The sequence below is a fragment of the Pseudomonas sp. Irchel s3h14 genome, assembly GCF_900187425.1.
Classification (GTDB): domain Bacteria; phylum Pseudomonadota; class Gammaproteobacteria; order Pseudomonadales; family Pseudomonadaceae; genus Aquipseudomonas.
On the sequence record NZ_FYDJ01000016.1, the window covers coordinates 23735 to 49688 of the forward strand.

Sequence of the window (25954 nt, forward strand, 5' to 3'; positions counted from 1 at the left end):
GCGTGGGAACGATCAGCGATCAAACGCTGTGCGTGGGAACGATCATGCCAAGCCCACCACTCCTTCTTCATGCATCTGCCGCAACAACACCGCCCCACTTTCCATAAACTCCGACGACCCAGCCATCCCCGCCTCCACCGCCAATCCTTCCAGTTGCTCACGACCATCCAGTTGAGGAAATTCCTCAATCCGCTGCAACAACCGCCAGGCCAACGGGCTCAGTGCAGAAAACTTCACACTCCAGTCCTCAGCCCGGCGCACCAGCAACAATGTCGGCTGAGCCGGCGACGTCTCCGGTTGATAATCCGGCCCCACCAACTGCACCGGCCAGGCATACGCCAACGGCCAGGCCAGCGGCGAAACCTGCAACGGTCGGTCCAGCAACAACCCGGCATCGCTCAGCGGCAACGGTTCGGCCTCGGACTGCTGCAACGCCATCTCGATCCACTCGTAATGCGCCAGTTCCACCATGAACGGCGGCCACGCCCCTTCGCTCAACGCTTGCGGTTCCGAGGCCAGGAACTCGACAAACTCCTGGGCGATCTCGCCGAATTTCGGCGTGTGCGCGCGGTAGTCGCGCAGGAAAATCCGTACCAGTGAACGCCAGTGTTCATCACCGAGAATCTTGATCAGCACCGGAAAGGTCCCGCTGAGCAACGACGACAGGTTCGCGAAAATCAGGTCGCGGTAAACCTGCGCCCGAGTCACGTCCATCCCGGCTGGTGGCGCGCAATGATCGGGATCGCGCAGGTAAAGGCCCAGGGTGTTTTGCTGCTGAAACAGGCTCGGCTTATCCACGGTTCACCCCCTCGGTTTGCAGGCGGCGAATGGTCTGCAACTCGACCACCAGTTCGGAAAATGCCGGAAAGTTGAAATCCCGTTCCAGCAGCGTCGGCTGCGCGCCAAATCGAGCGTAAGCCTCAGCCAGCAACGACCAGACCACCGGTTTCACCGAAGCACCGTGGGTGTCGATTTTCAAGGTGTCGGACTCATCGAAATGCCCGGCCACGTGCATGGCCACCACCCGGTCCGAATCGATGCCGGCCAGAAAGGTCTGCGGATCGAAACCGTGATTGATCGAGTTGACGTAGACGTTGTTGACGTCCAGCAGCAGGTCGCAATCGGCTTCGCGCAGCACCGCGTTGGTGAAGGTCACCTCGTCCATATCCTGTTGTGGCGCAGCGTAGTAGGAGACGTTTTCCACCGCCAGGCGCCGACCGAGAATGTCCTGGGCCTGGCGAATTCGCGCGGCGACGTGATGCACCGCTTCTCCGGTAAAGGGCAGCGGCAGCAGGTCGTAAAGGTGACCGTCATCGCTGCAGTAGCTCAAGTGCTCGCTGTACAGCGGCACGTTGTAGTAATCAAGGAAAACCCGGACTTCCTGCAGAAACCCGACGTCCAGCGGGGCCAGACCGCCCAATGACAGGGACAAGCCATGACAGGACAACGGATAACGCTCGGCCAAGGCACGCAGCGCGTGGCCATGAGCGCCGCCGATACCGATCCAGTTTTCCGGCGCGACTTCCAGAAAATCGAAATCGCCCACGCGGGCTGCTTGAAGGTCTTTCATTAAACCGCGACGCAAACCGAGCCCGACGGTCGCCTTCGCTGAGAGGGTGGGAGTTTGCATGATGTCGATCTCAATGATTGTCAGTGCGGAACCACAGTTAACCGAAAGGGTGTATCGGGTCTGTGTTCCGCCCTGGCAGAAAATCGCAGCGGTTGTATCACCAGCGGGTCCGTACACACTGTGGTACAGACCCGCCGTTGCGCGTTAAGCCAGGTCGTACTTCTCGCGCACCAGATGGCCAATACCGATGCGATCCAGCACGGTCATCGGGCACAGGAACGTTACGCGGACGGTGCCCGGCAAGCGGCTGATGTCGATCGAGCCGGTGATGGTCGCGCGGTTGAGTACTTCGTCGTACGGCAGACCGGTAACCGAGGCGGCGCGTTTCAAGCCGTTCTCCACGGCGACGTTGAGGTTCTCGCCGCTGCCGATAAAGGTGATCGGCCCGCTCTGCTCGATCTCGTGCTGGCCCCAGCGCTCGCCCAGCTCGCGGACTTTCTGCCGCTGCCCGGCATTCATCGGCCGGGCCATGGGCGGCAAGTCGTCAAGGTTTTGCAGCAGGATCGGCCCTTCCAGCGTCAGGTTCTTCACCACTTCCACCACCACTTCGGTTTCCCCGGAGCAGTCGGTGGCATGCCCGGCGATCTCGCCGTTGCCCTGCTGGGCGTGCATGTCGCCCATGTACACGCCGGCGCCTGGCACCTTGACCGGGCAGATCAACACGCAGCCCTCGCGGATCGAGTTGGTGTCCATGTGACCGTCAGTCTTGGCCGCGTGCAGTTCTTCGCGGGTCATGCCGAAACGGTGCGGCGCGCCGATCAGGTATTGGCCGAAATCGGAGCAGTTATGGGAGTCGGGCAAATCACGCGACGGCGTGGTGCCGATGTTGCCGAGGAACGGCCGCATGTGCGCCGCCACGCCGGGGATGTCGGCGCGCGCCAGGGACAGGATCGAATGTTGCGCGGCGAATTCCGGCAGCGCCGACATCTCGGCTGCGTTACCGGCCAGTTGATTGGCGACGTCCTGATTCACGGTCAGGCTGACCTGGTTCTGCGCATCGAACACGATCACGTAGCCGTGGCTGAAACGAAACGCGCTGACTTCGGCGCCACAGTTGTTACAGCGAATCGCGTCCTCGCCGATGCCTTCGACATGGCTGGCCGGATGTTCGGTGCCGCACTTGGCGCAGAATTTGGAGACGAACGGATCGCCGTGGTAGCGACCTTCAACGAAGCTCATCACCCCGGACGAAGTGGCCAGCGAGGTGACGCGCATGCTTTTGATCTTGATCGCCACCGCGTCGCCGATTTCCGCACCGGCAATGGCCACCGGTTGCGTCACTTCGTGGCCACCCTCGAAGGCCGGCGTGATCATCGGCCCCCAGCAGCCCGGTGGTGTGCCGGTGATCAGGGTGCCGCCGTCGGCCAGTGGCCCGAGCATCGGCTGGCTTGGGCCGATGATGCCGCTGGTGTATTGGTCGACGCGCAGGCGATTGACGGGTGTAGATTTCAGGTCGGTTTCAGGCAGGAGCGTGGTCATTGTTGTCCCCTTCACGGTGTATAGGGTGCCAAACGGCCTACGCAGTTCATCGCAGGTTTGTATCTCGCCTGTGTTCGGCAAAGCCTGCTGTTGCAGGGATCTGTATCGAGAAGCCTGTTAGATACAGTGCAATACATGCGGTCCCTGTAGGAGCTGGGCTTGCCCGCGATGAGGCCGGCGCATCCAACATATTTGTCGCCTGACACACCGCCATCGCGGGCAAGCCCGGCTCCTACAGGGGTCAGCGTTGCCGCCACCGGGGCTTTCGTCGCTCAAGGCAGCGCTGCACGGCCCCCGGACTAAACTTAGTGCACGCAGGGCGTGCTTATCGTCCTGTTCATTCCCACGACCACCGTCCAGAGGTGAACGCCTCGAAAAACAAGGCCTCTGGACTGTGATCCTGCTGAAGGAGCACACGTGATGGACGAGGCCAGACTCAATGATTTCATGGGCAAACTGGTGAACGACATGGGCGGCGCGGCGATGCTCGCCAACGTCATCCTCGGCGAAGAGCTCGGACTGTACCGGGCCATGGCCGACAGTCAGCCAGTCACCCCTGAAGCCCTCGCTGAAAAAACCGGCTGCAACCCCCGCCTGATACGCGAATGGCTCAGCGCCCACGCCGCTTCCGGTTACATGGAACACCGCGACGGCCAGTTCTGGCTGCCCGAAGAGCAGGCCATGGCATTGGCGATCGAAGACTCACCGGTCTATATCGCGGGTGGCGTCGGGGTGGTCGCATCGTTTTTCCATGACAAGGACAAACTGGTCAGCGCCATGCGCGGCGACGGTGCCCTCGCCTGGGGCGATCACCATCCGTGCATGTTCAGCGGCACAGAGCGGTTCTTCCGGCCAGGTTATAAAGCGCATCTGGTCGCCGAATGGCTACCGGCGCTCGAAGGCGTGGTCGCCAAACTGGAGGCTGGCGCCAAAGTGGCGGATATCGGCTGCGGCCACGGCGCATCCACCGTGATCATGGCTCAGTCGTTCCCCGATTCGCGGTTCGTCGGTTTCGACTACCACGCGCCCTCCGTCACCGTCGCCACCCAGCGCGCCGAAGAAGGTGGCGTGGCCGGGCGTGCGCGATTCTTCCAGGGCACGGCAAAAAGCTTCCCCGGCGATGACTATGATCTGGTCTGCTACTTCGACTGCCTGCACGACATGGGCGACCCGGTGGGCGCGGCGCGGCACGCTTATGACGCACTGAAACCGGACGGCACGGTGCTGCTGGTAGAGCCGTTCGCCAATGACTCGCTCGACGACAACGTCAACCCGGTTGGCCGCTTGTTCTACGCCGCCTCGACCTTCATCTGCACCCCGAACTCGCTGTCCCAGGAGGTCGGCCTCGGCCTCGGCGCCCAGGCTGGTGAGGCGCGGCTGCGCAAGGTGTTCACCGAGGCGGGGTTCAAGACGTTCCGGCGGGCCACGGAAACACCGTTCAACCTGATTCTGGAGGCGCGTAAATAAACCCGATCCCTGTAGGAGCACAGCTTGCTGGCGATGGCGTATTTGAAATCGCCATCGCCAGCAAGCTGTGCTCCTACAGGGTGGTCGGCCAATGCTACCCTGCAAACACTCATGATCCACCGGAGTGTTGAAATGCTCGACAGCCTCATCCGCGAACAACTCGACCGCCTTCAGCAGTTAATGGCTGACCAGCCGTTTGTGGTCCTGACCGGCGCCGGCATCAGCACCCCGTCGGGCATTCCGGATTACCGCGACAACCAGGGCGTGCGGCGTGGCCGGCAACCGATGATGTATCAGGAGTTTCTCTCCGCGCCCGAATCCCGGCGGCGCTATTGGGCGCGGGCGATGCTCGGTTGGCCGCGGGTGCGCCAAGCCCAGCCGAACGTGGCCCACGAGGCCTTGGCCAGTTTGCAAAGTTCGCAGCAGATCAGCGGCCTGATCACTCAAAACGTCGACACCCTGCACGATCAGGCCGGCAGCCATGACGTCATCGAACTTCACGGCAGCCTGCACCGGGTGTTGTGCCTGGATTGCGGCAAGCGCAGCGAACGGGATTCGATCCAGCAATTGATGGAAGCGCAGAATCCGTATCTGGCCGGCGTGGATGCGGTGCAAGCCCCAGACGGCGACACGCTGCTGGATGCAGCGTTTGAGGCGCGGTTTCAGGTGCCGCATTGCCCGCATTGCGCGGGTGAACGGATGAAGCCGGATGTGGTGTTTTTTGGCGAGAACGTGGCGCAGGCGACGGCGGCCAAGGCAATGGCGGCGGTCGAAAAGGCTGCGGGGTTGTTGGTGGTCGGGTCTTCGTTGATGGCGTATTCGGCGTTTCGGTTGTGCCGGGTGGTGGCGGATCAGGGGAAGCCGCTGATTGCGATTAATTTGGGGAAGACTCGGGCGGATGACCTTCTTGATCTCAAGATTGAGGCTTCGTGCGAGCAGCTTTTACCCCTACTGACGCAACGTCTCTCACTCTGATCGTTCCCACGCTCCGCGTGGGAACGATCAATGGGGGCGTTGGCCGAGGTTTTCGGCTTTAAGAATATCGAACAACGCCTGCGCCGCCGCCGACAGTTCCACACCCGGCTTGGTCAGCACCCCAATCGCCCGCTCCACCACCGGATCGCGCAAGGTAATGCACCGCGCACCCAGTTCCAGCATCTGCCCGACACACAACGCCGGCACCGCACTCACCCCCAACCCGCTCGCCACCATCCGCCCAACCGTCGCCAACTGATGGCTTTCAAACTCCACCGGCAATTTCATCCCGCGCGCCTGCAAGTGCTCTTCGAGCATCACCCGAACCGTCGACGGACGCTGCAAAGTGATGAACGGTTCCTTGAGCAAGGTCTGCCAATCGATGTCTTCCCGTTCGGCAAAAGGTGAATCCTTCGGCACCACGGCAACGAAACGATCCATGTACAACGGCGTGAATGCCAGCGACGAACTCTGATTCGGTTCAAACGCCACCCCCAGCTCAACCTGCCGGTCACGCACCATCTCCAGCACCTGCTCGTTGATCACGTCATTCACTGTGACGTTGACCTTGGGATAGCGCGCGCGGAAGGTTTTCAGGATCGGCGGCAGCAGGTTGCCGGCAAATGAGGGCATCGCCGCCAGTGTGACGCGACCGCGCTGAAGGGTGAATCGTTGCCGCAACTCATCCTCGGCATTGTCCCAGTCGGCAATCAGACGACGCGCCAGTGGCACCAGCGATTCTCCCTCCGCCGTCAGCGCGACATTGCGCGTGTTGCGGGTGAACAGGCGCCCGCCCAGCCCCTCCTCCAGCGCCTTGATGGTCAGGCTCAAGGCCGATTGCGACAGGTGCAACCGCTCGCAGGCCACGGCAAAACTCAAACTCTGGGCCACGGCCAAAAATGCCCTGATCTGCTTGACTGTCATGAGCACTGGCTCCAACGTAGTACGGATGATCGATTGGTGAGTTTTATCTATCAATCAACCTTAAAAATCAACTTAACAAATGAATACTACGGCGAGACACTCCATCCCCATACGGCTAGCCAGCCGCCCACAAAGAATAAAAGAGGTGCATATGGCAGGTTTCGACAAGCGCGTGAGTTCCTACGAGGAAGCCCTTGCAGGTCTTGAAGACGGCATGACCGTGATCGCCGGCGGCTTCGGTCTGTGCGGGATCCCGGAAAACCTCATCGCCGAGATCAAGCGCAAAGGCACACGTGACCTCACCGTGGTTTCCAACAACTGCGGCGTCGACGGTTTCGGCCTCGGCGTGCTGCTGGAAGACCGGCAGATCCGCAAGGTGGTGGCGTCCTACGTCGGCGAGAACAAAATGTTCGAGGAGCAACTGCTCAGCGGCGCTATCGAAGTGGTCCTGACCCCCCAAGGCACCCTCGCCGAAAAAATGCGCGCAGGCGGCGCCGGCATTCCCGCTTTCTTCACCGCCACCGGCGTCGGCACTCCAGTTGCCGACGGCAAGGAAGTCCGCGAATTCCATGGCCGCCAGTACCTGATGGAAGAATCCATCACCGGTGACTTCGCCATCGTCAAAGGCTGGAAAGCCGACCATTTCGGCAACGTCATCTACCGCCACACCGCCCAGAACTTCAACCCGCTGGCCGCCACTGCCGGCAAGATCACCGTGGTCGAAGTCGAAGAAATCGTCGAACCCGGCGAGCTGGACCCGTCGCAGATCCACACCCCTGGCATCTACGTCGACCGAGTCATTTGCGGCACGTTCGAGAAGCGCATCGAACAGCGCACCGTGCGTAAGTGATCCCCTGCCCCCGGACCGAATGAAGGAATAACAACAATGGCACTTTCCCGCGAACAAATGGCTCAACGCGTCGCCCGCGAAATGCAGGACGGCTTCTATGTAAACCTGGGCATCGGCATCCCGACCCTGGTCGCCAACTACATCCCTGAAGGCATGGAAGTCATGCTGCAGTCGGAAAACGGCCTGCTGGGCATGGGCCCCTTTCCTACTGAAGAAACCATCGATGCCGACATGATCAACGCCGGCAAACAAACGGTGACCGCGCGTATCGGCGCGTCGATCTTTTCCTCGGCCGAGTCCTTCGCGATGATCCGCGGTGGTCATGTCGACCTGACCGTGCTGGGCGCCTTTGAAGTAGACGTGCAAGGCAACATCGCCTCGTGGATGATCCCCGGCAAACTGGTCAAGGGCATGGGCGGCGCAATGGACCTGGTGGCCGGCGCAGACAACATCATCGTTATCATGACCCACGCGTCCAAGGACGGTGAGTCCAAGCTGTTGTCCAAATGCAGCCTGCCGCTGACCGGCGCCGGGTGCATCAAGCGCGTGCTGACCGACCTGGCGTACCTGGAAATCGAAAACGGCGCGTTCATTCTCAAGGAACGCGCACCGGGCGTCAGCGTCGAGGAGATTGTCGCCAAGACCGCCGGTAAACTGATCGTGCCGGATCACGTTCCGGAAATGCAGTTCGCTGCCCAGTGAGGAATCATTCCATGCAAGAAGTCGTCATTGTCGCCGCCACCCGCACCGCCATCGGCAGTTTCCAGGGTGCCCTGGCCAACGTGTCCGCAGTTGACCTCGGTGCTGCGGTGATCCGTCAGCTGCTGGCGCAAACCGGTCTGGACGTTGCTGAAGTCGATGAAGTGATCATGGGCCAGGTGTTGACCGCCGGCGCCGGGCAGAACCCTGCGCGCCAGTCCGCGATCAAGGCCGGCCTGCCCTTCACCGTGCCTGCGATGACCCTGAACAAGGTCTGCGGCTCGGGCCTCAAAGCGCTGCATCTGGCCACTCAGGCGATTCGCTGCGGCGATGCCGACGTGATCATTGCCGGCGGCCAGGAAAACATGAGCCTGTCCAATTACGTCATGCCGGGCGCTCGCACCGGTCTGCGCATGGGTAACGCGCAAATCGTCGACACCATGATCAGCGACGGCCTGTGGGATGCGTTCAACGATTACCACATGGGCATCACCGCCGAGAACCTGGCTGAAAAATACAGCCTGACTCGCGAGCAACAAGACGCCTTCGCCGCGGCCTCGCAACAGAAAGCCACGGCCGCCATCGAAGCCGGGCGTTTTGCCGATGAGATCACGCCGATCCTGATTCCTCAGCGCAAAGGCGATCCGGTTGCTTTCCAGGTTGACGAACAACCTCGAGCAGGTACCACCGCCGACTCCCTGGGCAAACTGAAACCTGCCTTCAAAAAGGACGGTTCGGTGACTGCCGGTAACGCCTCGTCCCTGAACGATGGTGCCGCCGCCGTAATCCTGATGAGCGCGGAAAAAGCCAAGGCCCTCGGCCTGCCCGTGCTGGCGAAAATCGCGGCTTACGCCAATGCGGGCGTCGACCCGGCGATCATGGGTATCGGCCCGGTCAGCGCAACTCGTCGTTGCCTGGACAAGGCCGGCTGGTCCATCGACCAACTGGACCTGATCGAAGCCAACGAAGCCTTCGCTGCGCAATCTCTGGCGGTGGCCAAGGACCTGGAATGGGACCTGAACAAGGTCAACGTCAACGGCGGCGCTATCGCCCTGGGCCACCCGATCGGTGCGTCGGGTTGCCGGGTGCTGGTGACCTTGCTGCACGAAATGATCAAGCGTGACGCCAAGAAAGGCCTCGCCACCCTGTGCATCGGTGGTGGTCAGGGCGTGGCACTGGCGATCGAACGGGCATAAGCCTTACATGATCGTTCCCACGCTCCGCGTGGGAATGCAGCCCGGGACGCTCCGCGTCCCAAAGCGGACGCAGAGCGTCCGTTGAGGCATTCCCACGCAGAGCGTGGGAACGATCTACATCAAACAGCGTTCAACAGACGGCGCGGGGACCCACGAATATCCGTTCGCTGTCTGGCAAAACACCCGGTGCGACTCACGTCGCACCGGGTTCTTTTTGTCTGTTCGTCAGGCAAATTTCACCAGATTCAGCACCGGCAGCGGACCTCCTGGAAACTGCACCAGCCGCGCCCCGATGCTCAATTCCCCAAGATCAATCCCGAAGAAACCCAGCTGTTCGATCAGCGCCGCCACTTGAGCTTTCGCATCGGCATCATCACCCGAGAGAAACAGCACCCGCTGTCCGCCCTCCGCCGCCGGATCGCTTTCCAGAAACCGCGCCTGAAGGTGATTGAACGCCTTCACCACCCGCGCACCGGGCACCCACTCAGCAAACACTTCACTGGACGTCCGCCCCTGCAAATCCACCGCCTTGAACGACGGCGCCTCGATTGAGTTGTTGGCATCGATGACAATCCGTCCGCCAAAATCCGGCAGACCGGCAAGCGCGGTCGGCAACTTCGACCAGTTGACCGCAACCAGCACGATAGCTTGTGCGGCGGCCTCCTCGCGGGTTCCGGCACGCGCCGTTGGCCCAAGTTCTGCCACCAGCGAGGCCAGGCTTTGCGGACCACGGCTGTTGGCGATAACCACCTCAATGCCTTGACGCGACAGTGCTCTGGCAAAAGCTGCGCCGATTGCGCCGGCGCCGATGATTCCGATGGTGCTCATGGTTGTTCACTCCGAAGGTTGTCGTTGGAGTGAATACTGCGCTTGCCATTAGCACTTGATTAGCGGGTAATGCCTTGAATGATCTTCAAGCATGACTAGCAGGTGCCTGCCATGGAAACCCTCGCCAACCTCGAATCTTTTGTCCGCAGTGCCGAAACCGGCAGTTTTTCCGCCGCCGCGCGGGTGCTCGCGCTGACCCCTGCGGCTGTCAGCCGCAACGTAGCGATGCTCGAACGCAACATCGGCGTGCGGCTGTTCCAGCGCTCGACCCGCAAGCTGTCCCTGACCGAAGCCGGGGAACGCTTTCTGACGAGTATCGGCGGCAATCTGGAAGCGTTGCAGACAGCGATCAGCACGGTAAGCAGCGACCAAGGCGAGCCGGCGGGCGTGCTCAAGGTCAGTCTGGCGCCGACGTTTGGCATCGGTCATGTCTTGCCGCTGCTGCCGGCGTTCCTGGCACGCTACCCATTGATTCGCCCGGAATGGCACTTCGAAAACCGCCCTGTGGATTTGATTGCCGAAGGGTATGACGCGGCCATTGGCGGCGGCTTCAAGTTGACGCCCGGGGTGGTGTCGCGGACGTTGGCGGCGGCGGATGTGGTGGCGGTCGCCTCTCCCGCCTACCTCGCAGAACGCAGCCTGCCCGACAGTCCGACAGACCTGTCCGGACACACCGGCATTGTGATGCGCGGCACCCGCACCGGGCGGATTCGCCAATGGCTGATGCAAGATGGCGCGGGCAACGAAGCACCGGCCAATCTGAATGAAAACATTGTGCTCAATGACCCGGCCGCCATGCGCGAAGCAGCGATACTCGGCCTGGGCGTGACGCTGCTGGTGTTGCCGGATGTGCTGGCGAATATCCAGCGTGGCGAACTGGTGCGCCTGCTGCCCGACTGGCACGCTGACGCGGGGCCTATTTCGCTGTACTACCCGAGCCGGACGTTAATGCCGGCCAAGACCCGGGTGTTTATCGACTTTGTGGTCGAGGCGTTTTCACCCCGCTGAACTGATCGTTCCCACGCTCTGCGTGGGAATGCAGCCCGGGACGCTCCGCGTCCCTGCCGAAGCGGACGCGGAGCGTCCATTGAGGCATTCCCACGCAGAGCGTGGGAACGATCACTGCAAAAAAACTGCAGAATCTGAAACCTTGATTTTTGTATACAAAATCACGACATCTATAGAGCAATCACTCACCCGCAATGCTAACGTTGCCGCCTCACTCAGGTCGGAGGTGCGTGCGTGCTGATACTCAAACTGCTGGTCATCCCAGGATTTCTCTTGCTGATTTCCCTGGCCGGTAAACGCTGGGGACCCAGTGTCGCCGGTTGGCTGTCGGGGTTGCCGGTGGTGGTCGGACCGATTCTGTTTTTTCTCGCCATCGAACAAGGCCAGGTGTTCGCCGCTCAATCGGCGACGGCAGCACTGTCCGCAATGTTCGCGATGATTGCCTTTTGCGTGACCTACGCTCAGGTTGCACAACGCGCGAAGTGGCCGTGGGCGCTGGTGATTTCGCTGTTGGTCTGGGCCACGGCGGCCGTTGTGCTGTCGTTGATTCCGCCGTCCCTGGTGTTCTCGGTGATCGCCGCCGCGACCGCCCTGCTGGCGGCGCCGTATCTGTTTCCCTCGGTACAGCCGATTGTTTCAGGCCCGGCGCCGAAGTCCGACAAATTGCTGTTGCGCATGATTGCCGGCGCCCTGCTCACCCTCGCGGTCACGTTGTTGGCCAGCACCGTTGGCGAACGCTGGAGCGGCCTGCTCGCGGTGTTCCCGGTGCTGGGCAGCGTGATGGCGGTGTTCTCCCAGCAAACCCGCGGACCGGCGTTTACCGCCGCGTTGTTGCGGGCCACCGCGACCGGGATGTATTCGTTCGCCGCGTTTTGCCTGGTATTGGCGCTGGCCTTGCCAGGCATGGGTCTGACCGCGTTTGCCCTGGGCGTCGCGGTGTCAGTGGGTATGCTCGGGGTGACCAAGCGCTTGTTGGCCAAGCCGGCGAGCCCGGTGCCGGATGCAGGACGTACGGCGATCAAACGCTAAGCTCCTTGATGTCATCGGGCCAGGATGTCGCCCGCTCATCGCGCTGAGCCGATAACACGTTCGATAGTTTCGAACGAGTAAAGCAAATAGCTCGCACGTCATTCGAACAGGTTTACTTCAACATCAGCCTCAGTTCAAAACCAACCACTGACTGAGGCCTACACCATGAAGTTCTTTTTCCACCCTTCGCCCAACCCGATGAAAGTCGCCCTGCTGCTTGAAGAACTGCAAACGCCCTACGAATTGATCGGCGTCGACACCTTCAAGGGTGAGCAACACCTGCCGGCCTTTTTGGCAATCAACCCGAACGCCAAGGTGCCAGCCCTGGTCGATGGCGACGCAACCGTCTTCGACTCCCAGGCAATCCTGCTGCACCTGGCGCAAAAACATCAGCGCTTCCTGCCGACCTCCGTCGCAGGTCAGGCCGAGCTACTGTCCTGGCTGATGTTCATCGCGACAGGGCTGTCACCATTTTCCGGCCAGGCGGTGCATTTCCTGCACCACGCGCCGGAAGACCTGCCTTACGCGAAAAACCGCTACCTCAAGGAAGTCGAACGCCACTATCGCGTGCTCGATCAGCGTCTGGCCGACCATCAGTACCTGGCCGGCGACACCTACAGCATCGCCGACATGGCGCTCTGGGGTTGGGCCAATTACGCGCCGTACATCCTCGGCGAGAACGGCTTGGCGGCGTACCCGAACGTCAAGCGCCTGTTCGATGAAATCAGCGCCCGTCCGGCCGCCCAACGTGCCCACTGTATTAAAGAGAAACTGGTGTTGAAGGCCGAGTTCGACGAAGAAACCCGTCGCAACCTCTTTCCGCAAAACCAGGCGCAGTAACCCATTCACAGCATTCGAAGGTGATGAAATGAGTGATCAAGTCGCGTTTATCGTTTACCTGCCGGCCAAACCGGAACGTTTCGCCGAAATGAAAGAACGGCTGCTGGACGTGGTGCACCAGATGTCGGCCGAGCCGGACTTCGTCAACACCTGGGTCCACCAACTCCAGGACGACCCGAACACCTTGGTGCTTTACGAAACCTGGAACTGCAGCAAGGACGACTTCATCACGCGTCACCTGAGCAAGCCGTATCGACAAGCGTATGAACAACTGCTCCCGCAGTTGCTGGTCAGCGAACGTCGCATTGAGTTTCTGGATGTGATCAAGAGCTATCCGGTGCGACGTGGGGTCTGAACGGACCTTCCAGCGTGGCCACGAGCCGCGTGAATGCTGCGAAACAGCGAGGGCGCAAGCGCCCTCGCTACCCGCCTGGCGACTACCCAGGCTTGTGGTTGTCCAGTAATCGATTGACCGCTAACTCACCCAACATAATGACCCGTTGTAGCACCAGCATCGTTTGGCGTCGTGGGCCGTCCGTTATGTCGGTGAGATCGTTGACCATGGCGCTGGCTGATGCCAACGATTCGCAGGCCTCGACGAGCAACGTTTCGTCATCCACCGCTGCGTCGATGGTGAAAATGGCGCTGGGCTTGCGGGGCGGTATCTGCGTTTTCGACGCCCCGGGGTCGAGGTAGAAGCTGAGTGCGCGGTCGGCCGCCTCTGTCATTTTCTTGGGGTCAAGATCACGAAAGACGTCGTAGGGTACCGGACGGGTATTCGGGGGATTCGGCGTTACTTTGAACATAGATCTGATTTCCAGAGTTGGGGCCGCTACCGCTCTCGACTAAAAGAGGGTGGCGGCTGTACGCAGGTTAGTCGACCGGTGGAATCAGCAAGCCCGGCGCGCCCAAGGGCGCCCTGCGCACAACCACCATCAAGTACAGGCATAGAACGACCTGACTGAATGGCGCTTATGCACCTTACCGATAACCACCGGGCGACTAAACCCGACCACTGATGAGCAGTGGCAGGTAAACGATAGAGGCCGGGGTCAAAGCGCACAAGCCAGCGGATTCTGGCGTACGCGTAGGCAACGACGCAAGGCGTTGTAGCCGTTAGGACGTAACAGCGGGTGTCTTTAAACGCGTCCATTAAACGCATGAAGGCGTTCAAAAAATTGAGGAGGCGTCCGACATTTTTTAGGGGTTGGCTGTCGCAAGCGAGAGGTTTAGTGTGGTGGCGCCCATCAGGTAGAGAGATGGCGCCACGTGGTACTTGGCAGGGGTGCACTTCATCTTGATACCCACGACAACGAGCCACATACCGATGAGATTGCTAGGTATTGATCCCGGAGGGGCACTATGAACGCCGAACTTTCCCCCATCGTTTCAGAGTTTAAAACCGAAGAGCTGGCCGCCAGCTACGACCGTTGGTTCCGTGCCAAAGTGCAGGCGTCGCTCGATGATCCACGCCCGAATATCCCGCACGATCAGGTAATGGCTGATATGCGATCCCTTCTCGAAGCCAAGCGCACTAAGCGCCATGCTGGTTGAGTGGCGGCGCCGAAGCACGGGCTGAACTGTGGCACCAGCTCCACCCAACAGTGGTTGGTTGGAGCTGGCCCAGAAGTAGCCATAGGTAATTGCGCTGGCCAAAGGAACGTGACCGTCCGTTAGACTGCGCTGGAATGCGCCGCAACCTCCATGGGATGATCGCCCCCCACCGCGAGACCGACCATCCCCTGGAGTTCTGAATGTCATTGTTGAGTAAAAAAGCCGCTGTCCTGTTGTTGACGGCGGTTGCCAGTCTGGGAGCGCTGAATGCGCAGGCTGCCAAGGCCACTGCCAGCGATACCGCGCCAGCACAGAAAGTCTCGATGCTCGGCGGCAAGTTCACGTTCACCCTGCCTAAAGGCTTCGTCGCCAACCCGTTGCCTGCTGGCGACGCAGCCACCGGCACCGCCGGGGCAACGGGCACCATGTACACCAATCAGACAACTAAAACCGTGGTGATCGCCGCTGAAAACACCATCCCCGGCGGCGTCAACGTCAAAGACAACGACGGTCAGTTCCTCGACTCCGTGGCGTCTGACTTCGCCACCCAACAAGCCACCGCGCTGCCGGACTTCACCAAGCTCAGCGAAAAAAGCCTGACCCAGAAAGGCACCGGACTGGGGCTGCGGCAGATCGACAGCACCGCCACCCAGGGCGGCGGCAAAACCCTCGACACCACAGTGATGGCCGCGTCCAACACGCGCATGGCGATCGTTCAGGTGATTTCCCGCCTCAGCGACAATGCTGGCCACGAGACGCTGGTCAAACAAATCGTCACCGGCAAGTAAGCGTCAGGGATTGAGACGCTGCAACCAGGCGCTCAAGTCCCGCATTTCGACAGCACTGATGCTGTGACCGACGCCAGGGTAGGCATGAAACTCAGGCTTGAGTGACAGGCTCTGCAACAGGCTGTCGGCGTCCGTGCCGTCATTGTAGGGAAGGAGTGTGTCCGCGGTGCCATGACCAATGAAAATCGCCAGCTTCTGGCGTTTTTCATCCGGTTTCAGTCCGGACTTGAGCACCGGCAGAATCCGCCCGCTCAACGCTGCGATCCCGCCCACCGCCTCGGGGTGACGCAGGGCCACCTCGTAGGACATCATCGCGCCCTGGCTGAAGCCCACCAGGAATACCTTGTTGGGTTCGGTGTGATACTTCTTCGCCGCCTGTGCGACAAAATCCAGCAATACGGCGCCGCTGGTCTTCAGATCATCCGTCTCACCGTCGTAGGCGCCATCACCTTTCTGGCGGAACCACTGATAACGGCCCTCCTCTATCACCATCGGTGCCCGCACCGACAGGTAGTTGTAGGGCGCGGGCAACTCATCCTTGATGTCGAACAAGTCCTCCTCGTTACTGCCGTAACCGTGGAGGAAAATCACCAGGGGCTGATTGCGCGATTCGGGGCTGGCCTGCTCCAGGTACTTGAGCGGCAGATCGGTTTGCAGCGGAGTTTCAGCGTGGACGGCGGCGGACGCCAAGAGTGTCAGCAGAGCGAGAAACTTCAACATAAACCTTCCTTCACAAGTGCAGGATTCGGGGCAGAGCCTAACACTATGAGAGACAGCTTGATCGTTCCCACGCTCTGCGTGGGAATGCCTCAACGGACGCTCCGCGTTCGGCTTCTGGGACGCGGAGCGTCTCGGGCTGCATTCCCACGCAGAGCGTGGGAACGATCGGTGAAAAAGCCCCTTAGTCGTTAATCAGTTTCCCAACCCGAATCGGCTCGCGCCCCGCGACCTTCGCCTGCCAGGTGCCCGGCTGGGTGTAGCGCCCACGATCGATGGCAAACAACACGCCACTGGTCCCGGCGCAAACCGTGGTAACTCGATCATTCAGCGGGTCGACCACTTCAAACAGCGCATCGCCCTTCTCCACCCATTCACCCGAATCGCGCAGGAAACTGACGACCCCGTGATGCGGCGCGAACAGGCATTGAGTGCCTTCGAACGGCATGCCTTCGCAGCATTCGCTCGGTGCCGCGGGCCAAGTGCCTTTGATGAAACCCTGCTCGGCGAGGAAGCCGAGAATCGCCTCGCAATTGGCTTGAGCCTGATCGACTCGTGTATCACCCATGCTGCCCAGCTCCAGCGTCGTCGCCAGGTTGGCCGGCGGGATCGCGGCCTCAGGGAAAGCCCTGGCCAGGCGCAACCACGGCGTTGAACACGACTCATCAAATGAGCTGCCGCCGGAGTCTTCACAGAGCAACGCCACCCCAGCCTTCAAACGCGCCGCCAGGGATTGCCACTGCGGCCAGTGTTGCGGCAAGGCATACAGATGAATCGCCGCGTCGAAATCACAATGCAGGTCGAGGGTGATATCGGCCTCACAGGCGTGGCGCAGAAGCAAACGGTGCATGGCTTCAAGCTGCGAGGTCGATGCCGGCAGGCCGTCGAGTACCTGTCCCATGGTCTGGCGAATCAGCGCGATGTTGGCAGCCGCGTCACTGCCCAAGCGATCACCAACCAACTCGGCCACCGGTGCGCTGAGTTCGACGAAGGAGCGGTTGAAGTTCTTGCCGCTGCCCAGCTCGAAGCGACCCATGTGGCTGCCTTGCAGGTGTTGATCGAGGCCGATGGGATTGGCCACCGGGACCAGTTCGATCACGCCCTGCAACTGACCCTGGGTTTCAAGTTCGGCCAGACGCTTCTTCAGCTCCCACGCCGTGCGCATGCCCGGCAGTTCATCGGCGTGCAGGCTGGCCTGGATGTAGACCTTGCGAGTGCCCGCGCCATAACGAAACACGCTGAGGGTGCGTTCGGTGCCCAAGTGGCTCCAGGGCAGTGAATGGTCGATGCGTTGCATGGGGTGCTCCTGTGTTCGCGTGCTGCGCAGAATAAATCATCAAGGCATAAAAAAAGTGGCAACCGCGTCAACGGTTGCCACTTTTTTGAACGGCGTGATTACTGGCCGTAAACGTCAAAGTCGAAGTACTTGTCTTGCACTTGCTTGTACTTGCCGTTGGCGCGGATTTCGGTGATGGCGGTGTTGAATTTCTCTGCCAGGGCGGTATCACCCTTGCGCACAGCGATACCGGCGCCGCCGCCGAAGTACTTGGCGTCTTCGAAGGTCGGGCCTACAAAAGCGAAACCTTTACCGGCGTCGGTTTTCAGGAAACCGTCGTCCAGGTTGACCGAGTCGGCCAGCATCGCGTCCAGACGACCGGCGACCATGTCCAGGTTGGCTTCCTGCTGGGAACCGTAGCGAACCAGATTGATACCGGCCGGCACCAGCACTTCAGTGGCGAAGCGGTCGTGGGTACTGGCACGCAGCACACCGACTTTCTTGCCTTTGAGTTCGGTCAGCGGGTCCTTGATGTCGGAGCCTGCCTTCATCACGAAGCGCGCCGGGGTGTGGTAGTACTTGATGGTGAAATCGACGTTCTTTTTACGATCGTCGGTGATGGTCATAGACGACAGGATCGCGTCGATTTTCTTGACCTTCAGCGCTGGGATCAGGCCGTCGAACTCTTGCTCGACCCAGGTGCACTTCACTTTCATCTGCTCGCACAGCGCGTCGCCAATGTCCACGTCGAAACCGGTGAGTTTGCCGTCAGGGGTTTTCATCGAGAATGGCGGGTAACCGGCTTCGATACCGAGGCGGATCGGCTTGGCGTCTTCGGCCACAGCCGTCAGGGACAACATCGACAGTGCCAGGGCACCGAACATCACTAGCTTCTTCATTTATAACTCCTGTGTGCGGAGGCTTTTATTGGCAGCTTTCGGTAGGTGAAGACCGAAGTGGCCGGCAGTCTAGAGCGGCTCACGGAGGGTCAATTGTATTTAAGCGACAAATAGTTATAGAAAAGTGGCCGACGGATTCAAGTCCCTTGAAGCGTGCGCCAAGCCGGTGCAAAGACTGTAGGACAAGCCCTTTTTTCAGACAAAACCTACAAGCAAAAACTACAAGAGAGCCCTTATGCCCACGTTGAACCTGATCCAGCACCACCCCGCCGAAGGTCCCGGCGCCATTGCCACGTGGGCTGCGTCCCGAGGTTTGACCCTGGACGTGTTTCGCGCCGACCTCGGCCAGTTGCCGCCAGTGAGTGCAGCACCCGTGATTCTGTTGGGCGGGCCTTATGAGTCCAACGGCGGGCCGGCCTGGCTGGAAGCCGAACGTCAGTGGTTGGCGGGCAGCCTGGATCAAGGCGCGGCGGTGTTTGCGATTTGTCTGGGGGCGCAGTTGCTGGCGTTGAGTCTGGGCGGGAATGTGCGGCGGATGGATCGTACGGAAACCGGATGGACGCCCGTGACCTTTGTCGATGGCCAGACGTTGCAGGTGCTGGAATGGCACGAGGACGCCATCGACCTGCCGCAAAACGCGCAGTTGCTGGCCAGCAGTGATCAGTGCGAGCAGCAGATGTATTGCGTCGGGCCGACGCGGGTGGGTTTGCAGTTTCATCCCGAGTGGACGGCTGAATCGGTGGCCACGCTCAATGAACACTTTGGCGACGAATCACCGCTGCCTCGGGGTCAACAGAACAGCGCCGCCTACGCAACCGTGTTCGAGTGGTTGCAGGCGACGCTGGATGGTTGGTGGTCAGCGCAGGTCTCGGCCCGATCAGCACTCACAACCGATCACGGCACTCACTGACTGTTGCACCCTCACACTCAACTCAAACCCTTCATCCAGCCACCCGGTCACCCCGCCGATCATTTCCTTGACCGGGTAACCCAGCGCCGCCAGTTTCACAGCAGCCTTGTTGGCGCCGTTGCAGTGGGGCCCGGCGCAATACACTACGAACACGCTGGTTTTCGGGTAAGCCGCCAGACCTTCAGCGCTCAGCAGTCGCCCCGGAATATTGATCGCTCCCGGCACATGGCCACGCTCGAACGCGAGCGGGCCGCGCACGTCCACCAGGACAAAATCCACTTCGCCGGCCTGTTGGCTGCCGTGAACGTCGGAACAGTCGGTTTCGAAGGTCAGACGGTTGCTGAAATGCATCAGGGCGATGGCCGATGGGGCGGCGGGAATCTCGCGAACCAGGCTGGTCATGGGCTGTACTCCAAAGTCTGTGTGGGTGTGAGAAGACTTTATCCGCCCGACGCTTGCGGCTACAGTGGCGCACAAGACACTCACCGGGAACTTTCCGCCAAATGCAGCCCACCCCTGGCTTGGTCGCGATTCTGGCCTACGACGGCCTTTGTACATTCGAATTCGGCATCGCTGTGGAGATCTTTGGCCTGGCACGTCCAGAGTTCGACTTCCCCTGGTACGAGCACCGGATCGCCGCCGTTGATCAAGGCCCGATGCGCGCCATGGGCGGCATTCAGGTATTGGCCGATGGCGGCATGGAACTGCTCGAGGACGCCCGGACCATCATCATTCCCGGCTGGCGCGATCGCAGCGCCCCGGTGCCTGAGGCATTGATCGCGGCCCTGCGCCAGGCCCATGCGCGGGGTGCGCGGCTGCTGTCGATCTGCTCGGGGGTGTTCGTGCTGGCGGCCACCGGTTTGCTTGACGGTCGCGGCGCCACCACGCACTGGCGCTACACCGCTGAGTTGGCCGAGCGTTTTCCGAACATTCTGGTGGACCCGGACGTGCTCTATGTCGATTCAGGTCAGCTGATCACCTCGGCCGGCAGCGCCGCCGGTATCGATGCCTGTCTGCACTTGGTGGCGCGGGACTTCGGTACGCAAGTGGCCAACTCGGTGGCGCGGCGGCTGGTGATGTCGCCGCAACGCACCGGCGGTCAGGCGCAGTTCATTCCGACACCGGTCAGTCCTACGCCGCGTAGCGATTTGTCGCGCGTCATGCAGTGGGCACGCGAGCGTTTGCACGAACCGCTGGAGGTGCGTGAGCTGGCGAGTGAGGCGGCCATGAGCGAACGGACGTTTCTGCGCCGCTTCACTGAAGCCACCGGTATGCCGCCCAAGGCGTGGTTGCAGCATGAGCGCCTGGGCCGGGCTCGAGAGCTGCTTGAGAGTACGAGCCAGAACACCGACCAGATTGCCCAGCGCTGCGGTTATCGCTCGGTGGAGAGTTTTCGGGTGGCGTTTCGCAGCGTGGTCGGCGTGCCGCCGTCGGTGTATCGGGAGCGGTTTGGGCGGGAGGTAAAAGCGATTTCTTGAGGTGTTCTTTAGGGCCTCTTCGCGAGCAAGCCCGCTCCCACATAGACCGCGTCCGTCAATACAACTCGGTCAACTGTGGGAGCGGCGGTGCGGCGATCCGACTTGCTCGCGAAGGCGTCAGCCCAAACACCGCTGCTCTCAAGGCTTGCGCAGCAGATACGTATCCATAATCCACCCATTGGCCAACCGGGCCGCCTTGCGCACCCGCTCGATCTCATCCGCCACATCCTTGAGCTTGCCGCTGATCAGAATTTCATCCGGCGTCCCCAGGTAGGCCCCCCAGTAAATCTCTGTCTCCTGATCCGCCACCCGATAGTAGGAATCTTCTGCATCCAGCATCACCACCAAACTGTCGGCATCGCTCACCTGCCCCGCCGCCAGCCGTCGACCCGTGGTGATTTCAATCGAGCGGCCAATGCGGTTCAGCGGCACCTTATGCTGCGCCGCCAGCGCCTGAACACTGGTGATACCGGGGATCACTTCAAATTCGAAGACGCATCGGCCCGACGCCAGAATCGCCTGCAAGATCCGGATCGTGCTGTCGTACAACGCCGGATCACCCCACACCAGAAAACCGGCGCACTGGTCATCAGTCATTTCCTCGCTGATCAACCGTTCGAAGGTCTGCTGCTTGGCCAGATTCAGCTCTTCCACGCTGGCCTTGTAGTCCACATCACCGCGCTCGCGCTCCGGGCTGTGGGCTTCGACGAAGCGGTAGTCGCGATCGGTGATGTAGCGCTCGCAGATCTCGCGGCGCAGGTCGATCAGTTTGTCTTTGCTCTGGCCCTTGTCCATGAGGAAAAACACGTCGACGAGGTTCAGCGCCTTCACGGCCTGCATCGTGATGTAGTCGGGGTTGCCGGCGCCGATGCCGATGACCAGAAGTTTTTTCATCAACGTGTTTCCTCAGGGTCCGTGCCCAGCAAGCGTAAGCGCCAGCGGCCGTTGAACCGCAATTCGATGGCCGACAGCGGTTCAACGTCGATCAGGTTAAACGCTGCGCCTTGCAGCACCTGCGTCAGCGCGGCGCGCATGACAAACGGATGGGTGATGGCAACGATGTGTCCTGGTTTGGCCTCCAGTGTTTTCAGCCAAGCGGCCACCCGTTCACCGAGTTGCACCACCGACTCGCCACCGTGGGGCGCCAAGCTTGGGTCATCGAGCCAGATCTGCAGCGCTTGGGCTGCGGATTTTTGCAGATCGTCAATCCGCGCGCCTTTCCAGTTCCCGAAATCGCAATCCCTCAATGCCTCGACAATCTCCACGTCGCTGCCGAACAGCTCGGCGGTTTGCCGGGTTCGCAGTTCAGGGCCACACATCAGTCGCGGCGTCCCCTTGAACTGAGCACGACGCGATCCCTTTGCCGATTGCCAATCCATCTCTATGGGCTCATTCGTAGGAAAACACGCCAATTTTTGTGCGAAGGTTCGAGCGTGGCACATCAGGGTCAAACGGGTCGCCTGCACGAAGGATCACTCTGTCGATGGAAATTGAAACGGCGTCACGCCGAAAATAATTGCCCAATTGTGCCGCAAGAAGCGCGATCCAGGGCGTTTCGTTTGATCCGGCCATACAGGTTCTAAAACTTAATACACCTGAAAAAATCGGCGATATCCGACACCACTATGGGCAATGGCCTACAACCTCAGTCGACATCCATGTAGCCCAAGCCCCACGGGCTTTTCGCCCTGTTTTGGGGCTTTAAAAAACCATGGAAAAATTCACTAGACATGTTGAGTCCGCTACATAAATACTGTTTTAGCAATTTATGAAATGAAACCGACATATCCATCCAGCAGGAGCCCGGATGCCTTCTCTCAGAGACCTGATCACCGATCCCGGCCTGGACCTTACGCCGTCGGAACGCAAAGTCATCCGTGCCTTGCTGGACCAGTACCCGCGTAACGGACTGGGCCCGATGTCACGTTTGGCCGAACATGCCGGTGTCAGCGATCCCACCATCGTGCGACTGGTCAAAAAACTGGGTTTCAGCGGTTATGCCGATTTCCAGGATGCCCTGCTCAGCGACATGGACCACCGCCTCCGCTCCCCCAGTGCCCTGTTGCAACCTCGTGCTCATCTTCAGAAAGGCGACGCCTGGAGCCATTATCTGGCAGACAGCCATCGAGCGCTGGTGGACACCCATGCGCTGACCCAACCCGAAGATGTGCGGATTCTGGTGGAATGGCTGCTCGACACCCGCCATCAGGTGCATTGCTTCGGGGGGCGCTTCAGCAGCTTCCTCGCCAATTATTTGCTCAACCACTTGCGCCTGCTGCGTCGGGGCTGTTTCGCCCTGGAAGACAACGCGCAACTGCCCGACCGATTGTTCGACGTGCAGCGTCAGGACGTGGTGCTGGTGTTCGACTATCGCCGCTACCAGTCACAAGCCCTGCGCGTGGCCAATGCGGCGAAAAGTCGATATGCACGCGTGGTGTTGTTCACCGACATCTATGCTTCACCGTTGCGGGAAATGGCCGACCTGATTATCAGTGCGCCGGTGGAATCGGTGTCGGCCTTCGACTCCATGGTTCCGGCGCTGGCCCAGGTCGAGGCGCTGATTGCCTGCCTGACCCTGCGCAGTCCGGATCTGGCCGATCGCCTGGAGGGCATCGACGCCCTGCGGACCGACTTCGACACCCACCTGCTGGAGGATAAATAAGGATGTTCACGCTCCCCCACCACTCGCCTCGGGATTTGCCATTCGTCACCGATCACACCGCGCTGTTGCTGGTGGACATGCAACGCGCCTGGCTTGAACCGCAGTTTGACCCGCACCTCAACGGACCGGACGCCGAGTACTTCCTGACCCGCACCCACATGCAGGTGGTGCCCAATCAACGCCGGTTGCTCAGCGCCTTTCGCAGCGCCCGGCAAAACGTACTGCACACGATCATCGAAAGCCTCACCGCCGATGGCCGCGACCGCTCGCTGGACCACAAACTCTCGGACATGCACTTGCCCAAGGGTAGCCCGCAAGCGCGGATCATCGACGACCTGACCCCGGCAGAAAACGAAATCGTGCTGCCCAAGACCTCGTCCGGAGTCTTCAACTCCACCAACATCGACTACGTGCTGCGCAACCTCGGGACGCGGCACCTGATCATCGCCGGCATCGTCACCGACCAGTGCGTGGACATGGCCGTGCGTGATGCCGCGGACCGCGGTTATCTGGTGACGCTGGTGGAAGATGCCTGCGCGACTTACACACCCGCGCGGCATCAGGCCTGCCTGAATGCAATCAAGGGTTACTGCTGGATCACCGACACCCAGACTGTGCTCGGCCGGTTGCAGGAGATGCAGCCATGAGCGAGCGCCTGTTGCCACTGCCCATGACCACCCTCGTCACCACCGACCTGATCGGTGTGACACGCGGGCGCTCCTTTCCCACGGACGAACTCGAGCACTATCAAAAGACGGGTTGTGGCTGGGTGCCGGCCAACAGCGCGCTGACCCCGCAAGACATCATCGCCTACGCCAACCCGTGGGGCGCTTATGGAGATTTGCGGCTGATGCCCGATCCGGTCAGCCGAGTGACGGTCAGTAACGGCCCGGATGCCAACGCGCCGGCGCTGGATTTTATTCACAGCGACATCCGCGAAACCGATGGCCGCCCGTGGGGTGCCTGCCCGCGAACGGTGTTGCGCAACGAGGTAGAACGTTATCGCGCCGAGTTGGGCTTGCAGGTCAATGCAGCGTTCGAGCATGAATTCAACTTGAACACCGGCGGAGTTGAACACCTGGCGTTTTCGCTGCAAGCCCAGCGTCAGGGTGCCGAGTTTGGCGGTTGGCTGCTCAGCGCCCTGCGTGCCGGTGGCGTCGAGCCGGAAATGTTCCTGCCCGAGTACGGCAAGCATCAATACGAAATCACCTGTCGCCCGACCCTTGGGGTGGCCGCTGCCGACCGCGCGGTGAACGTTCGTGAAATCACCCGCGAGATCGCCCGGCAAATGGGCCTGGCGTTGAGCTTCGCGCCCAAGACCTCGGAGCACGCGGTGTGCAACGGCGTGCACCTGCACGTCAGCCTGCTGGACCTGGCTGGCCAACCGGTGATGTACGACGCCGGCACCACCAATGGCTTGTCGACTCTCGGCCAGCACTGGGCCGCCGGCATCCTGCATCACCTGCCCGCACTCTGTGCGTTTACCGCGCCGACGCCGGTGTCCTACGAGCGTTTGCAGCCCCATCACTGGAGCGCGTCCTATGCTTGCCTCGGGCAACGCAACCGCGAAGCGGCGCTGAGAATCTGCCCGACGACAAGCCTGGGCGGCAAATCGGTGGCGTCGCAATACAACCTGGAATTTCGCGCCATGGACGCCACGTCCTCACCGCACCTTGCCATGGCCGCGCTGCTGATTGCCGGTCGGCTGGGCATCGAGCAGCGTCTGGCCTTGAACGCAATCACCGATGAAGTCCCCGACTCCCTGAACGAAGAACAACGCCAGGCGCGCGGCATCGTCGCCCTGCCCGCGTCCCTTGCCCAGGCCCTGGATTGCCTGCGCAACAGCGAGGCACTGATCGAAGCCCTGCCGAGCGCGTTGCTGGATACCTACTTCGCCCTTAAAACCGAGGAACTGACACTGACGGAACAACTGTCGTCCGCCGAACGCTGTGAACACTATGCGCGCCTGTACTGAATCTGCAGAGCTCGGTCTATACACCGAGCCCGCGTACACCCTGAGCCGGGAAGACTCCGGCCACCCGTTGATTCTGGTGTGCGAGCACGCCAGCCGTTTTATTCCGGCCGGGTTAAATAACCTGGGCCTGAGTCACGAAGCGGCCCGCGAGCACATCGCCTGGGACATCGGCGCCCTGGCGCTGGCTGAGGGTTTGTCCCGAGCATTGGGCGCAACCCTGTTGGCGGCCAATTATTCGCGACTGTTGGTCGATCTCAACCGACCGCGCCAAGCGCCGGACAGCATTCCGGCGCAGAGCGAGATTTATCAGATACCGGGCAACCGGGACCTGGACAAAGCCACCCAAGAGTACCGTCGGCAATCCCTGTTCGAGCCGTTTCACTCGCGCCTGACAGACTTGATCGACGAGCGTGTCGCTCAAGGCCGGCCGGTGCGGGTGGTGGGGATTCACAGTTTCACGCCGGTCTATCACGGCCAGCCCCGCGTGCTTGAAGTTGGCGTGTTGTATAGAGAGGCCAAGGAATATGCCCAGCGATTGATCGATGGCTTGAGCCAGCATCCATTGAAGGTTGCCGGCAATGAGCCGTACAAAATCAACCCGCTGGGCGACATGACCGTGCCGGTCCACGGCGATGCACGCGGCCTGGAATCAGTGTTGATCGAGGTGCGCAACGACCTGCTGCGCACGCCTGAAGACGTCACTCGCTTTACCGAATACCTGGCGCCGCTGTTGTAAAACAATCGCTTCAAACTCGCAGCGTGCAGCTGCT

General features: G+C 60.8%; 29 protein-coding genes. 17 read left to right on the plus strand and 12 right to left on the minus strand.

Annotated features, from left to right (window positions below; genetic code table 11):
* Positions 1 to 42: 42 nt before the first annotated feature.
* The 3 genes from CKW16_RS23945 to CKW16_RS23955 all read right to left on the minus strand — a co-directional run bounded on the left by CKW16_RS23945 (position 43) and on the right by CKW16_RS23955 (position 3109).
* A complete protein-coding gene (locus CKW16_RS23945) occupies positions 43 to 798 on the minus strand; it encodes a DUF2063 domain-containing protein (RefSeq protein WP_095131212.1) in 756 nt (251 codons plus the stop codon).
* A complete protein-coding gene (locus CKW16_RS23950) occupies positions 791 to 1630 on the minus strand; it encodes a DUF692 domain-containing protein (protein WP_095131214.1) in 840 nt (279 codons plus the stop codon). The genes CKW16_RS23945 and CKW16_RS23950 overlap by 8 nt, the downstream gene beginning before the upstream one ends.
* Positions 1631 to 1774: 144 nt before the next feature.
* The gene (locus CKW16_RS23955) at positions 1775 to 3109 is read right to left on the minus strand and encodes an acetamidase/formamidase family protein (protein ID WP_095131216.1); all 1335 of its coding nucleotides are present in this window, start codon (positions 3107 to 3109) and stop codon (positions 1775 to 1777) included.
* A 420-nt stretch (positions 3110 to 3529) separates the two neighbouring features.
* On the opposite strand from CKW16_RS23955, the gene CKW16_RS23960 reads away from it, so the two are divergent.
* The gene (locus tag CKW16_RS23960; RefSeq protein ID WP_095131218.1) at positions 3530 to 4576 is read left to right on the plus strand and encodes a class I SAM-dependent methyltransferase; all 1047 of its coding nucleotides are present in this window, start codon (positions 3530 to 3532) and stop codon (positions 4574 to 4576) included.
* Between the two features lie 132 nt (positions 4577 to 4708).
* On the plus strand, positions 4709 to 5551 hold the full coding sequence (locus CKW16_RS23965) for an NAD-dependent protein deacetylase (protein WP_095131220.1): 843 nt from the start codon (positions 4709 to 4711) through the stop codon (positions 5549 to 5551).
* Between the two features lie 27 nt (positions 5552 to 5578).
* Here CKW16_RS23965 and CKW16_RS23970 read toward each other — a convergent pair whose 3' ends face one another.
* Positions 5579 to 6475, minus strand: coding sequence for a LysR family transcriptional regulator (locus tag CKW16_RS23970; protein WP_095131222.1), 897 nt, complete (start codon positions 6473 to 6475; stop codon positions 5579 to 5581).
* Between the two features lie 151 nt (positions 6476 to 6626).
* Between CKW16_RS23970 and CKW16_RS23975 the strand changes: the two genes are divergently transcribed.
* Genes CKW16_RS23975 through CKW16_RS23985 form a run of 3 tightly spaced genes read left to right on the plus strand, consistent with a single transcriptional unit; the run spans position 6627 to position 9220 of the window.
* Positions 6627 to 7325 carry a CoA transferase subunit A gene (locus CKW16_RS23975; protein WP_095131224.1) on the plus strand — a complete coding sequence of 233 codons (699 nt, stop codon included), beginning with the start codon at positions 6627 to 6629 and terminating at the stop codon, positions 7323 to 7325.
* Between the two features lie 36 nt (positions 7326 to 7361).
* Positions 7362 to 8027 (plus strand): CoA transferase subunit B, encoded by a 666-nt coding sequence (locus tag CKW16_RS23980; RefSeq protein ID WP_010455523.1) that lies wholly within the window; start codon positions 7362 to 7364, stop codon positions 8025 to 8027.
* 11 nt (positions 8028 to 8038) lie between these two features.
* The gene (locus tag CKW16_RS23985) at positions 8039 to 9220 is read left to right on the plus strand and encodes an acetyl-CoA C-acetyltransferase (protein ID WP_095131226.1); all 1182 of its coding nucleotides are present in this window, start codon (positions 8039 to 8041) and stop codon (positions 9218 to 9220) included.
* Positions 9221 to 9445: 225 nt separating this feature from the next.
* Here the strand turns inward: CKW16_RS23985 and CKW16_RS23990 are convergent, their stop codons facing one another.
* Positions 9446 to 10048 (minus strand): NADPH-dependent F420 reductase, encoded by a 603-nt coding sequence (locus CKW16_RS23990; RefSeq protein ID WP_095131228.1) that lies wholly within the window; start codon positions 10046 to 10048, stop codon positions 9446 to 9448.
* A gap of 111 nt (positions 10049 to 10159) precedes the next feature.
* On the opposite strand from CKW16_RS23990, the gene CKW16_RS23995 reads away from it, so the two are divergent.
* The 4 genes from CKW16_RS23995 to CKW16_RS24010 all read left to right on the plus strand — a co-directional run bounded on the left by CKW16_RS23995 (position 10160) and on the right by CKW16_RS24010 (position 13280).
* On the plus strand, positions 10160 to 11056 hold the full coding sequence (locus CKW16_RS23995) for a LysR family transcriptional regulator (RefSeq protein WP_095131230.1): 897 nt from the start codon (positions 10160 to 10162) through the stop codon (positions 11054 to 11056).
* 234 nt (positions 11057 to 11290) lie between these two features.
* Complete coding sequence (locus CKW16_RS24000) at positions 11291 to 12085, plus strand: hypothetical protein (protein ID WP_095131232.1); 795 nt, start codon at positions 11291 to 11293, stop codon at positions 12083 to 12085.
* A gap of 165 nt (positions 12086 to 12250) precedes the next feature.
* Positions 12251 to 12925, plus strand: a complete 675-nt coding sequence (locus CKW16_RS24005) for a glutathione S-transferase family protein (RefSeq protein ID WP_095131234.1) — start codon at positions 12251 to 12253, stop codon at positions 12923 to 12925.
* Between the two features lie 28 nt (positions 12926 to 12953).
* Positions 12954 to 13280, plus strand: a complete 327-nt coding sequence (locus tag CKW16_RS24010) for a putative quinol monooxygenase (protein WP_095131236.1) — start codon at positions 12954 to 12956, stop codon at positions 13278 to 13280.
* A gap of 82 nt (positions 13281 to 13362) precedes the next feature.
* On the opposite strand, the gene CKW16_RS24015 is transcribed toward CKW16_RS24010, so the two are convergent.
* Positions 13363 to 13731 (minus strand): DUF6124 family protein, encoded by a 369-nt coding sequence (locus tag CKW16_RS24015; protein WP_095131238.1) that lies wholly within the window; start codon positions 13729 to 13731, stop codon positions 13363 to 13365.
* A 556-nt stretch (positions 13732 to 14287) separates the two neighbouring features.
* On the opposite strand from CKW16_RS24015, the gene CKW16_RS24020 reads away from it, so the two are divergent.
* A complete protein-coding gene (locus tag CKW16_RS24020; protein WP_095131240.1) occupies positions 14288 to 14479 on the plus strand; it encodes an antitoxin in 192 nt (63 codons plus the stop codon).
* A 200-nt stretch (positions 14480 to 14679) separates the two neighbouring features.
* Positions 14680 to 15267, plus strand: coding sequence for a hypothetical protein (locus CKW16_RS24025; RefSeq protein WP_095131242.1), 588 nt, complete (start codon positions 14680 to 14682; stop codon positions 15265 to 15267).
* A gap of 3 nt (positions 15268 to 15270) precedes the next feature.
* Here the strand turns inward: CKW16_RS24025 and CKW16_RS24030 are convergent, their stop codons facing one another.
* From CKW16_RS24030 to CKW16_RS24040, 3 genes are all read right to left on the minus strand, one after another.
* A complete protein-coding gene (locus tag CKW16_RS24030) occupies positions 15271 to 15987 on the minus strand; it encodes an alpha/beta hydrolase (protein ID WP_095131244.1) in 717 nt (238 codons plus the stop codon).
* A 181-nt stretch (positions 15988 to 16168) separates the two neighbouring features.
* On the minus strand, positions 16169 to 17281 hold the full coding sequence (locus tag CKW16_RS24035) for a succinylglutamate desuccinylase/aspartoacylase family protein (protein WP_095131246.1): 1113 nt from the start codon (positions 17279 to 17281) through the stop codon (positions 16169 to 16171).
* 98 nt (positions 17282 to 17379) lie between these two features.
* Positions 17380 to 18159, minus strand: a complete 780-nt coding sequence (locus CKW16_RS24040) for an ABC transporter substrate-binding protein (protein ID WP_095131248.1) — start codon at positions 18157 to 18159, stop codon at positions 17380 to 17382.
* 235 nt (positions 18160 to 18394) lie between these two features.
* Between CKW16_RS24040 and CKW16_RS24045 the strand changes: the two genes are divergently transcribed.
* The gene (locus CKW16_RS24045; protein ID WP_095131250.1) at positions 18395 to 19069 is read left to right on the plus strand and encodes a type 1 glutamine amidotransferase; all 675 of its coding nucleotides are present in this window, start codon (positions 18395 to 18397) and stop codon (positions 19067 to 19069) included.
* On the opposite strand, the gene CKW16_RS24050 is transcribed toward CKW16_RS24045, so the two are convergent.
* Positions 19037 to 19471, minus strand: a complete 435-nt coding sequence (locus tag CKW16_RS24050; protein ID WP_095131252.1) for a rhodanese-like domain-containing protein — start codon at positions 19469 to 19471, stop codon at positions 19037 to 19039. The genes CKW16_RS24045 and CKW16_RS24050 overlap by 33 nt on opposite strands.
* Positions 19472 to 19572: 101 nt before the next feature.
* Between CKW16_RS24050 and ftrA the strand changes: the two genes are divergently transcribed.
* Positions 19573 to 20547, plus strand: a complete 975-nt coding sequence (gene ftrA, locus CKW16_RS24055; RefSeq protein ID WP_095131254.1) for a transcriptional regulator FtrA — start codon at positions 19573 to 19575, stop codon at positions 20545 to 20547.
* Between the two features lie 138 nt (positions 20548 to 20685).
* On the opposite strand, the gene cobF is transcribed toward ftrA, so the two are convergent.
* Complete coding sequence (gene cobF, locus CKW16_RS24060) at positions 20686 to 21441, minus strand: precorrin-6A synthase (deacetylating) (protein ID WP_095131256.1); 756 nt, start codon at positions 21439 to 21441, stop codon at positions 20686 to 20688.
* Positions 21441 to 22013, minus strand: a complete 573-nt coding sequence (locus CKW16_RS24065) for a histidine phosphatase family protein (protein WP_095131258.1) — start codon at positions 22011 to 22013, stop codon at positions 21441 to 21443. The genes cobF and CKW16_RS24065 overlap by 1 nt, the downstream gene beginning before the upstream one ends.
* A gap of 341 nt (positions 22014 to 22354) precedes the next feature.
* Here CKW16_RS24065 and CKW16_RS24070 point away from each other — a divergent pair, with 341 nt between their 5' ends.
* Genes CKW16_RS24070 through CKW16_RS24085 form a run of 4 tightly spaced genes read left to right on the plus strand, consistent with a single transcriptional unit; the run spans position 22355 to position 25920 of the window.
* A complete protein-coding gene (locus tag CKW16_RS24070; protein ID WP_095131260.1) occupies positions 22355 to 23209 on the plus strand; it encodes a MurR/RpiR family transcriptional regulator in 855 nt (284 codons plus the stop codon).
* A 2-nt stretch (positions 23210 to 23211) separates the two neighbouring features.
* A complete protein-coding gene (locus tag CKW16_RS24075; protein WP_095131262.1) occupies positions 23212 to 23856 on the plus strand; it encodes an isochorismatase family cysteine hydrolase in 645 nt (214 codons plus the stop codon).
* Positions 23853 to 25184, plus strand: a complete 1332-nt coding sequence (locus CKW16_RS24080) for a glutamine synthetase family protein (protein ID WP_095131264.1) — start codon at positions 23853 to 23855, stop codon at positions 25182 to 25184. The genes CKW16_RS24075 and CKW16_RS24080 overlap by 4 nt, the downstream gene beginning before the upstream one ends.
* Positions 25168 to 25920 carry an N-formylglutamate amidohydrolase gene (locus CKW16_RS24085; protein WP_095131266.1) on the plus strand — a complete coding sequence of 251 codons (753 nt, stop codon included), beginning with the start codon at positions 25168 to 25170 and terminating at the stop codon, positions 25918 to 25920. Before CKW16_RS24080 ends, CKW16_RS24085 begins: the two co-directional genes overlap by 17 nt.
* Positions 25921 to 25954: the final 34 nt, after the last annotated feature.

Excerpts from the sequence above, each read along its gene's own strand:
- CKW16_RS23950 (WP_095131214.1), bottom strand. The coding sequence starts at position 1,630 with ATGCAAACTCCCACCCTCTCAGCGAAGGCGACCGTCGGGCTCGGTTTG.
- CKW16_RS23955 (WP_095131216.1), bottom strand. The coding sequence starts at position 3,109 with ATGACCACGCTCCTGCCTGAAACCGACCTGAAATCTACACCCGTCAAT.
- CKW16_RS23960 (WP_095131218.1), top strand. The coding sequence starts at position 3,530 with ATGGACGAGGCCAGACTCAATGATTTCATGGGCAAACTGGTGAACGAC.
- CKW16_RS23965 (WP_095131220.1), top strand. The coding sequence starts at position 4,709 with ATGCTCGACAGCCTCATCCGCGAACAACTCGACCGCCTTCAGCAGTTA.
- CKW16_RS23970 (WP_095131222.1), bottom strand. The coding sequence starts at position 6,475 with ATGACAGTCAAGCAGATCAGGGCATTTTTGGCCGTGGCCCAGAGTTTG.
- CKW16_RS23975 (WP_095131224.1), top strand. The coding sequence starts at position 6,627 with ATGGCAGGTTTCGACAAGCGCGTGAGTTCCTACGAGGAAGCCCTTGCA.
- CKW16_RS23980 (WP_010455523.1), top strand. The coding sequence starts at position 7,362 with ATGGCACTTTCCCGCGAACAAATGGCTCAACGCGTCGCCCGCGAAATG.
- CKW16_RS23985 (WP_095131226.1), top strand. The coding sequence starts at position 8,039 with ATGCAAGAAGTCGTCATTGTCGCCGCCACCCGCACCGCCATCGGCAGT.
- CKW16_RS23990 (WP_095131228.1), bottom strand. The coding sequence starts at position 10,048 with ATGAGCACCATCGGAATCATCGGCGCCGGCGCAATCGGCGCAGCTTTT.
- CKW16_RS23995 (WP_095131230.1), top strand. The coding sequence starts at position 10,160 with ATGGAAACCCTCGCCAACCTCGAATCTTTTGTCCGCAGTGCCGAAACC.
- CKW16_RS24005 (WP_095131234.1), top strand. The coding sequence starts at position 12,251 with ATGAAGTTCTTTTTCCACCCTTCGCCCAACCCGATGAAAGTCGCCCTG.
- CKW16_RS24010 (WP_095131236.1), top strand. The coding sequence starts at position 12,954 with ATGAGTGATCAAGTCGCGTTTATCGTTTACCTGCCGGCCAAACCGGAA.
- CKW16_RS24015 (WP_095131238.1), bottom strand. The coding sequence starts at position 13,731 with ATGTTCAAAGTAACGCCGAATCCCCCGAATACCCGTCCGGTACCCTAC.
- CKW16_RS24020 (WP_095131240.1), top strand. The coding sequence starts at position 14,288 with ATGAACGCCGAACTTTCCCCCATCGTTTCAGAGTTTAAAACCGAAGAG.
- CKW16_RS24025 (WP_095131242.1), top strand. The coding sequence starts at position 14,680 with ATGTCATTGTTGAGTAAAAAAGCCGCTGTCCTGTTGTTGACGGCGGTT.
- CKW16_RS24030 (WP_095131244.1), bottom strand. The coding sequence starts at position 15,987 with ATGTTGAAGTTTCTCGCTCTGCTGACACTCTTGGCGTCCGCCGCCGTC.
- CKW16_RS24035 (WP_095131246.1), bottom strand. The coding sequence starts at position 17,281 with ATGCAACGCATCGACCATTCACTGCCCTGGAGCCACTTGGGCACCGAA.
- CKW16_RS24040 (WP_095131248.1), bottom strand. The coding sequence starts at position 18,159 with ATGAAGAAGCTAGTGATGTTCGGTGCCCTGGCACTGTCGATGTTGTCC.
- CKW16_RS24045 (WP_095131250.1), top strand. The coding sequence starts at position 18,395 with ATGCCCACGTTGAACCTGATCCAGCACCACCCCGCCGAAGGTCCCGGC.
- CKW16_RS24050 (WP_095131252.1), bottom strand. The coding sequence starts at position 19,471 with ATGACCAGCCTGGTTCGCGAGATTCCCGCCGCCCCATCGGCCATCGCC.
- ftrA (WP_095131254.1), top strand. The coding sequence starts at position 19,573 with ATGCAGCCCACCCCTGGCTTGGTCGCGATTCTGGCCTACGACGGCCTT.
- cobF (WP_095131256.1), bottom strand. The coding sequence starts at position 21,441 with ATGAAAAAACTTCTGGTCATCGGCATCGGCGCCGGCAACCCCGACTAC.
- CKW16_RS24070 (WP_095131260.1), top strand. The coding sequence starts at position 22,355 with ATGCCTTCTCTCAGAGACCTGATCACCGATCCCGGCCTGGACCTTACG.
- CKW16_RS24075 (WP_095131262.1), top strand. The coding sequence starts at position 23,212 with ATGTTCACGCTCCCCCACCACTCGCCTCGGGATTTGCCATTCGTCACC.
- CKW16_RS24080 (WP_095131264.1), top strand. The coding sequence starts at position 23,853 with ATGAGCGAGCGCCTGTTGCCACTGCCCATGACCACCCTCGTCACCACC.
- CKW16_RS24085 (WP_095131266.1), top strand. The coding sequence starts at position 25,168 with ATGCGCGCCTGTACTGAATCTGCAGAGCTCGGTCTATACACCGAGCCC.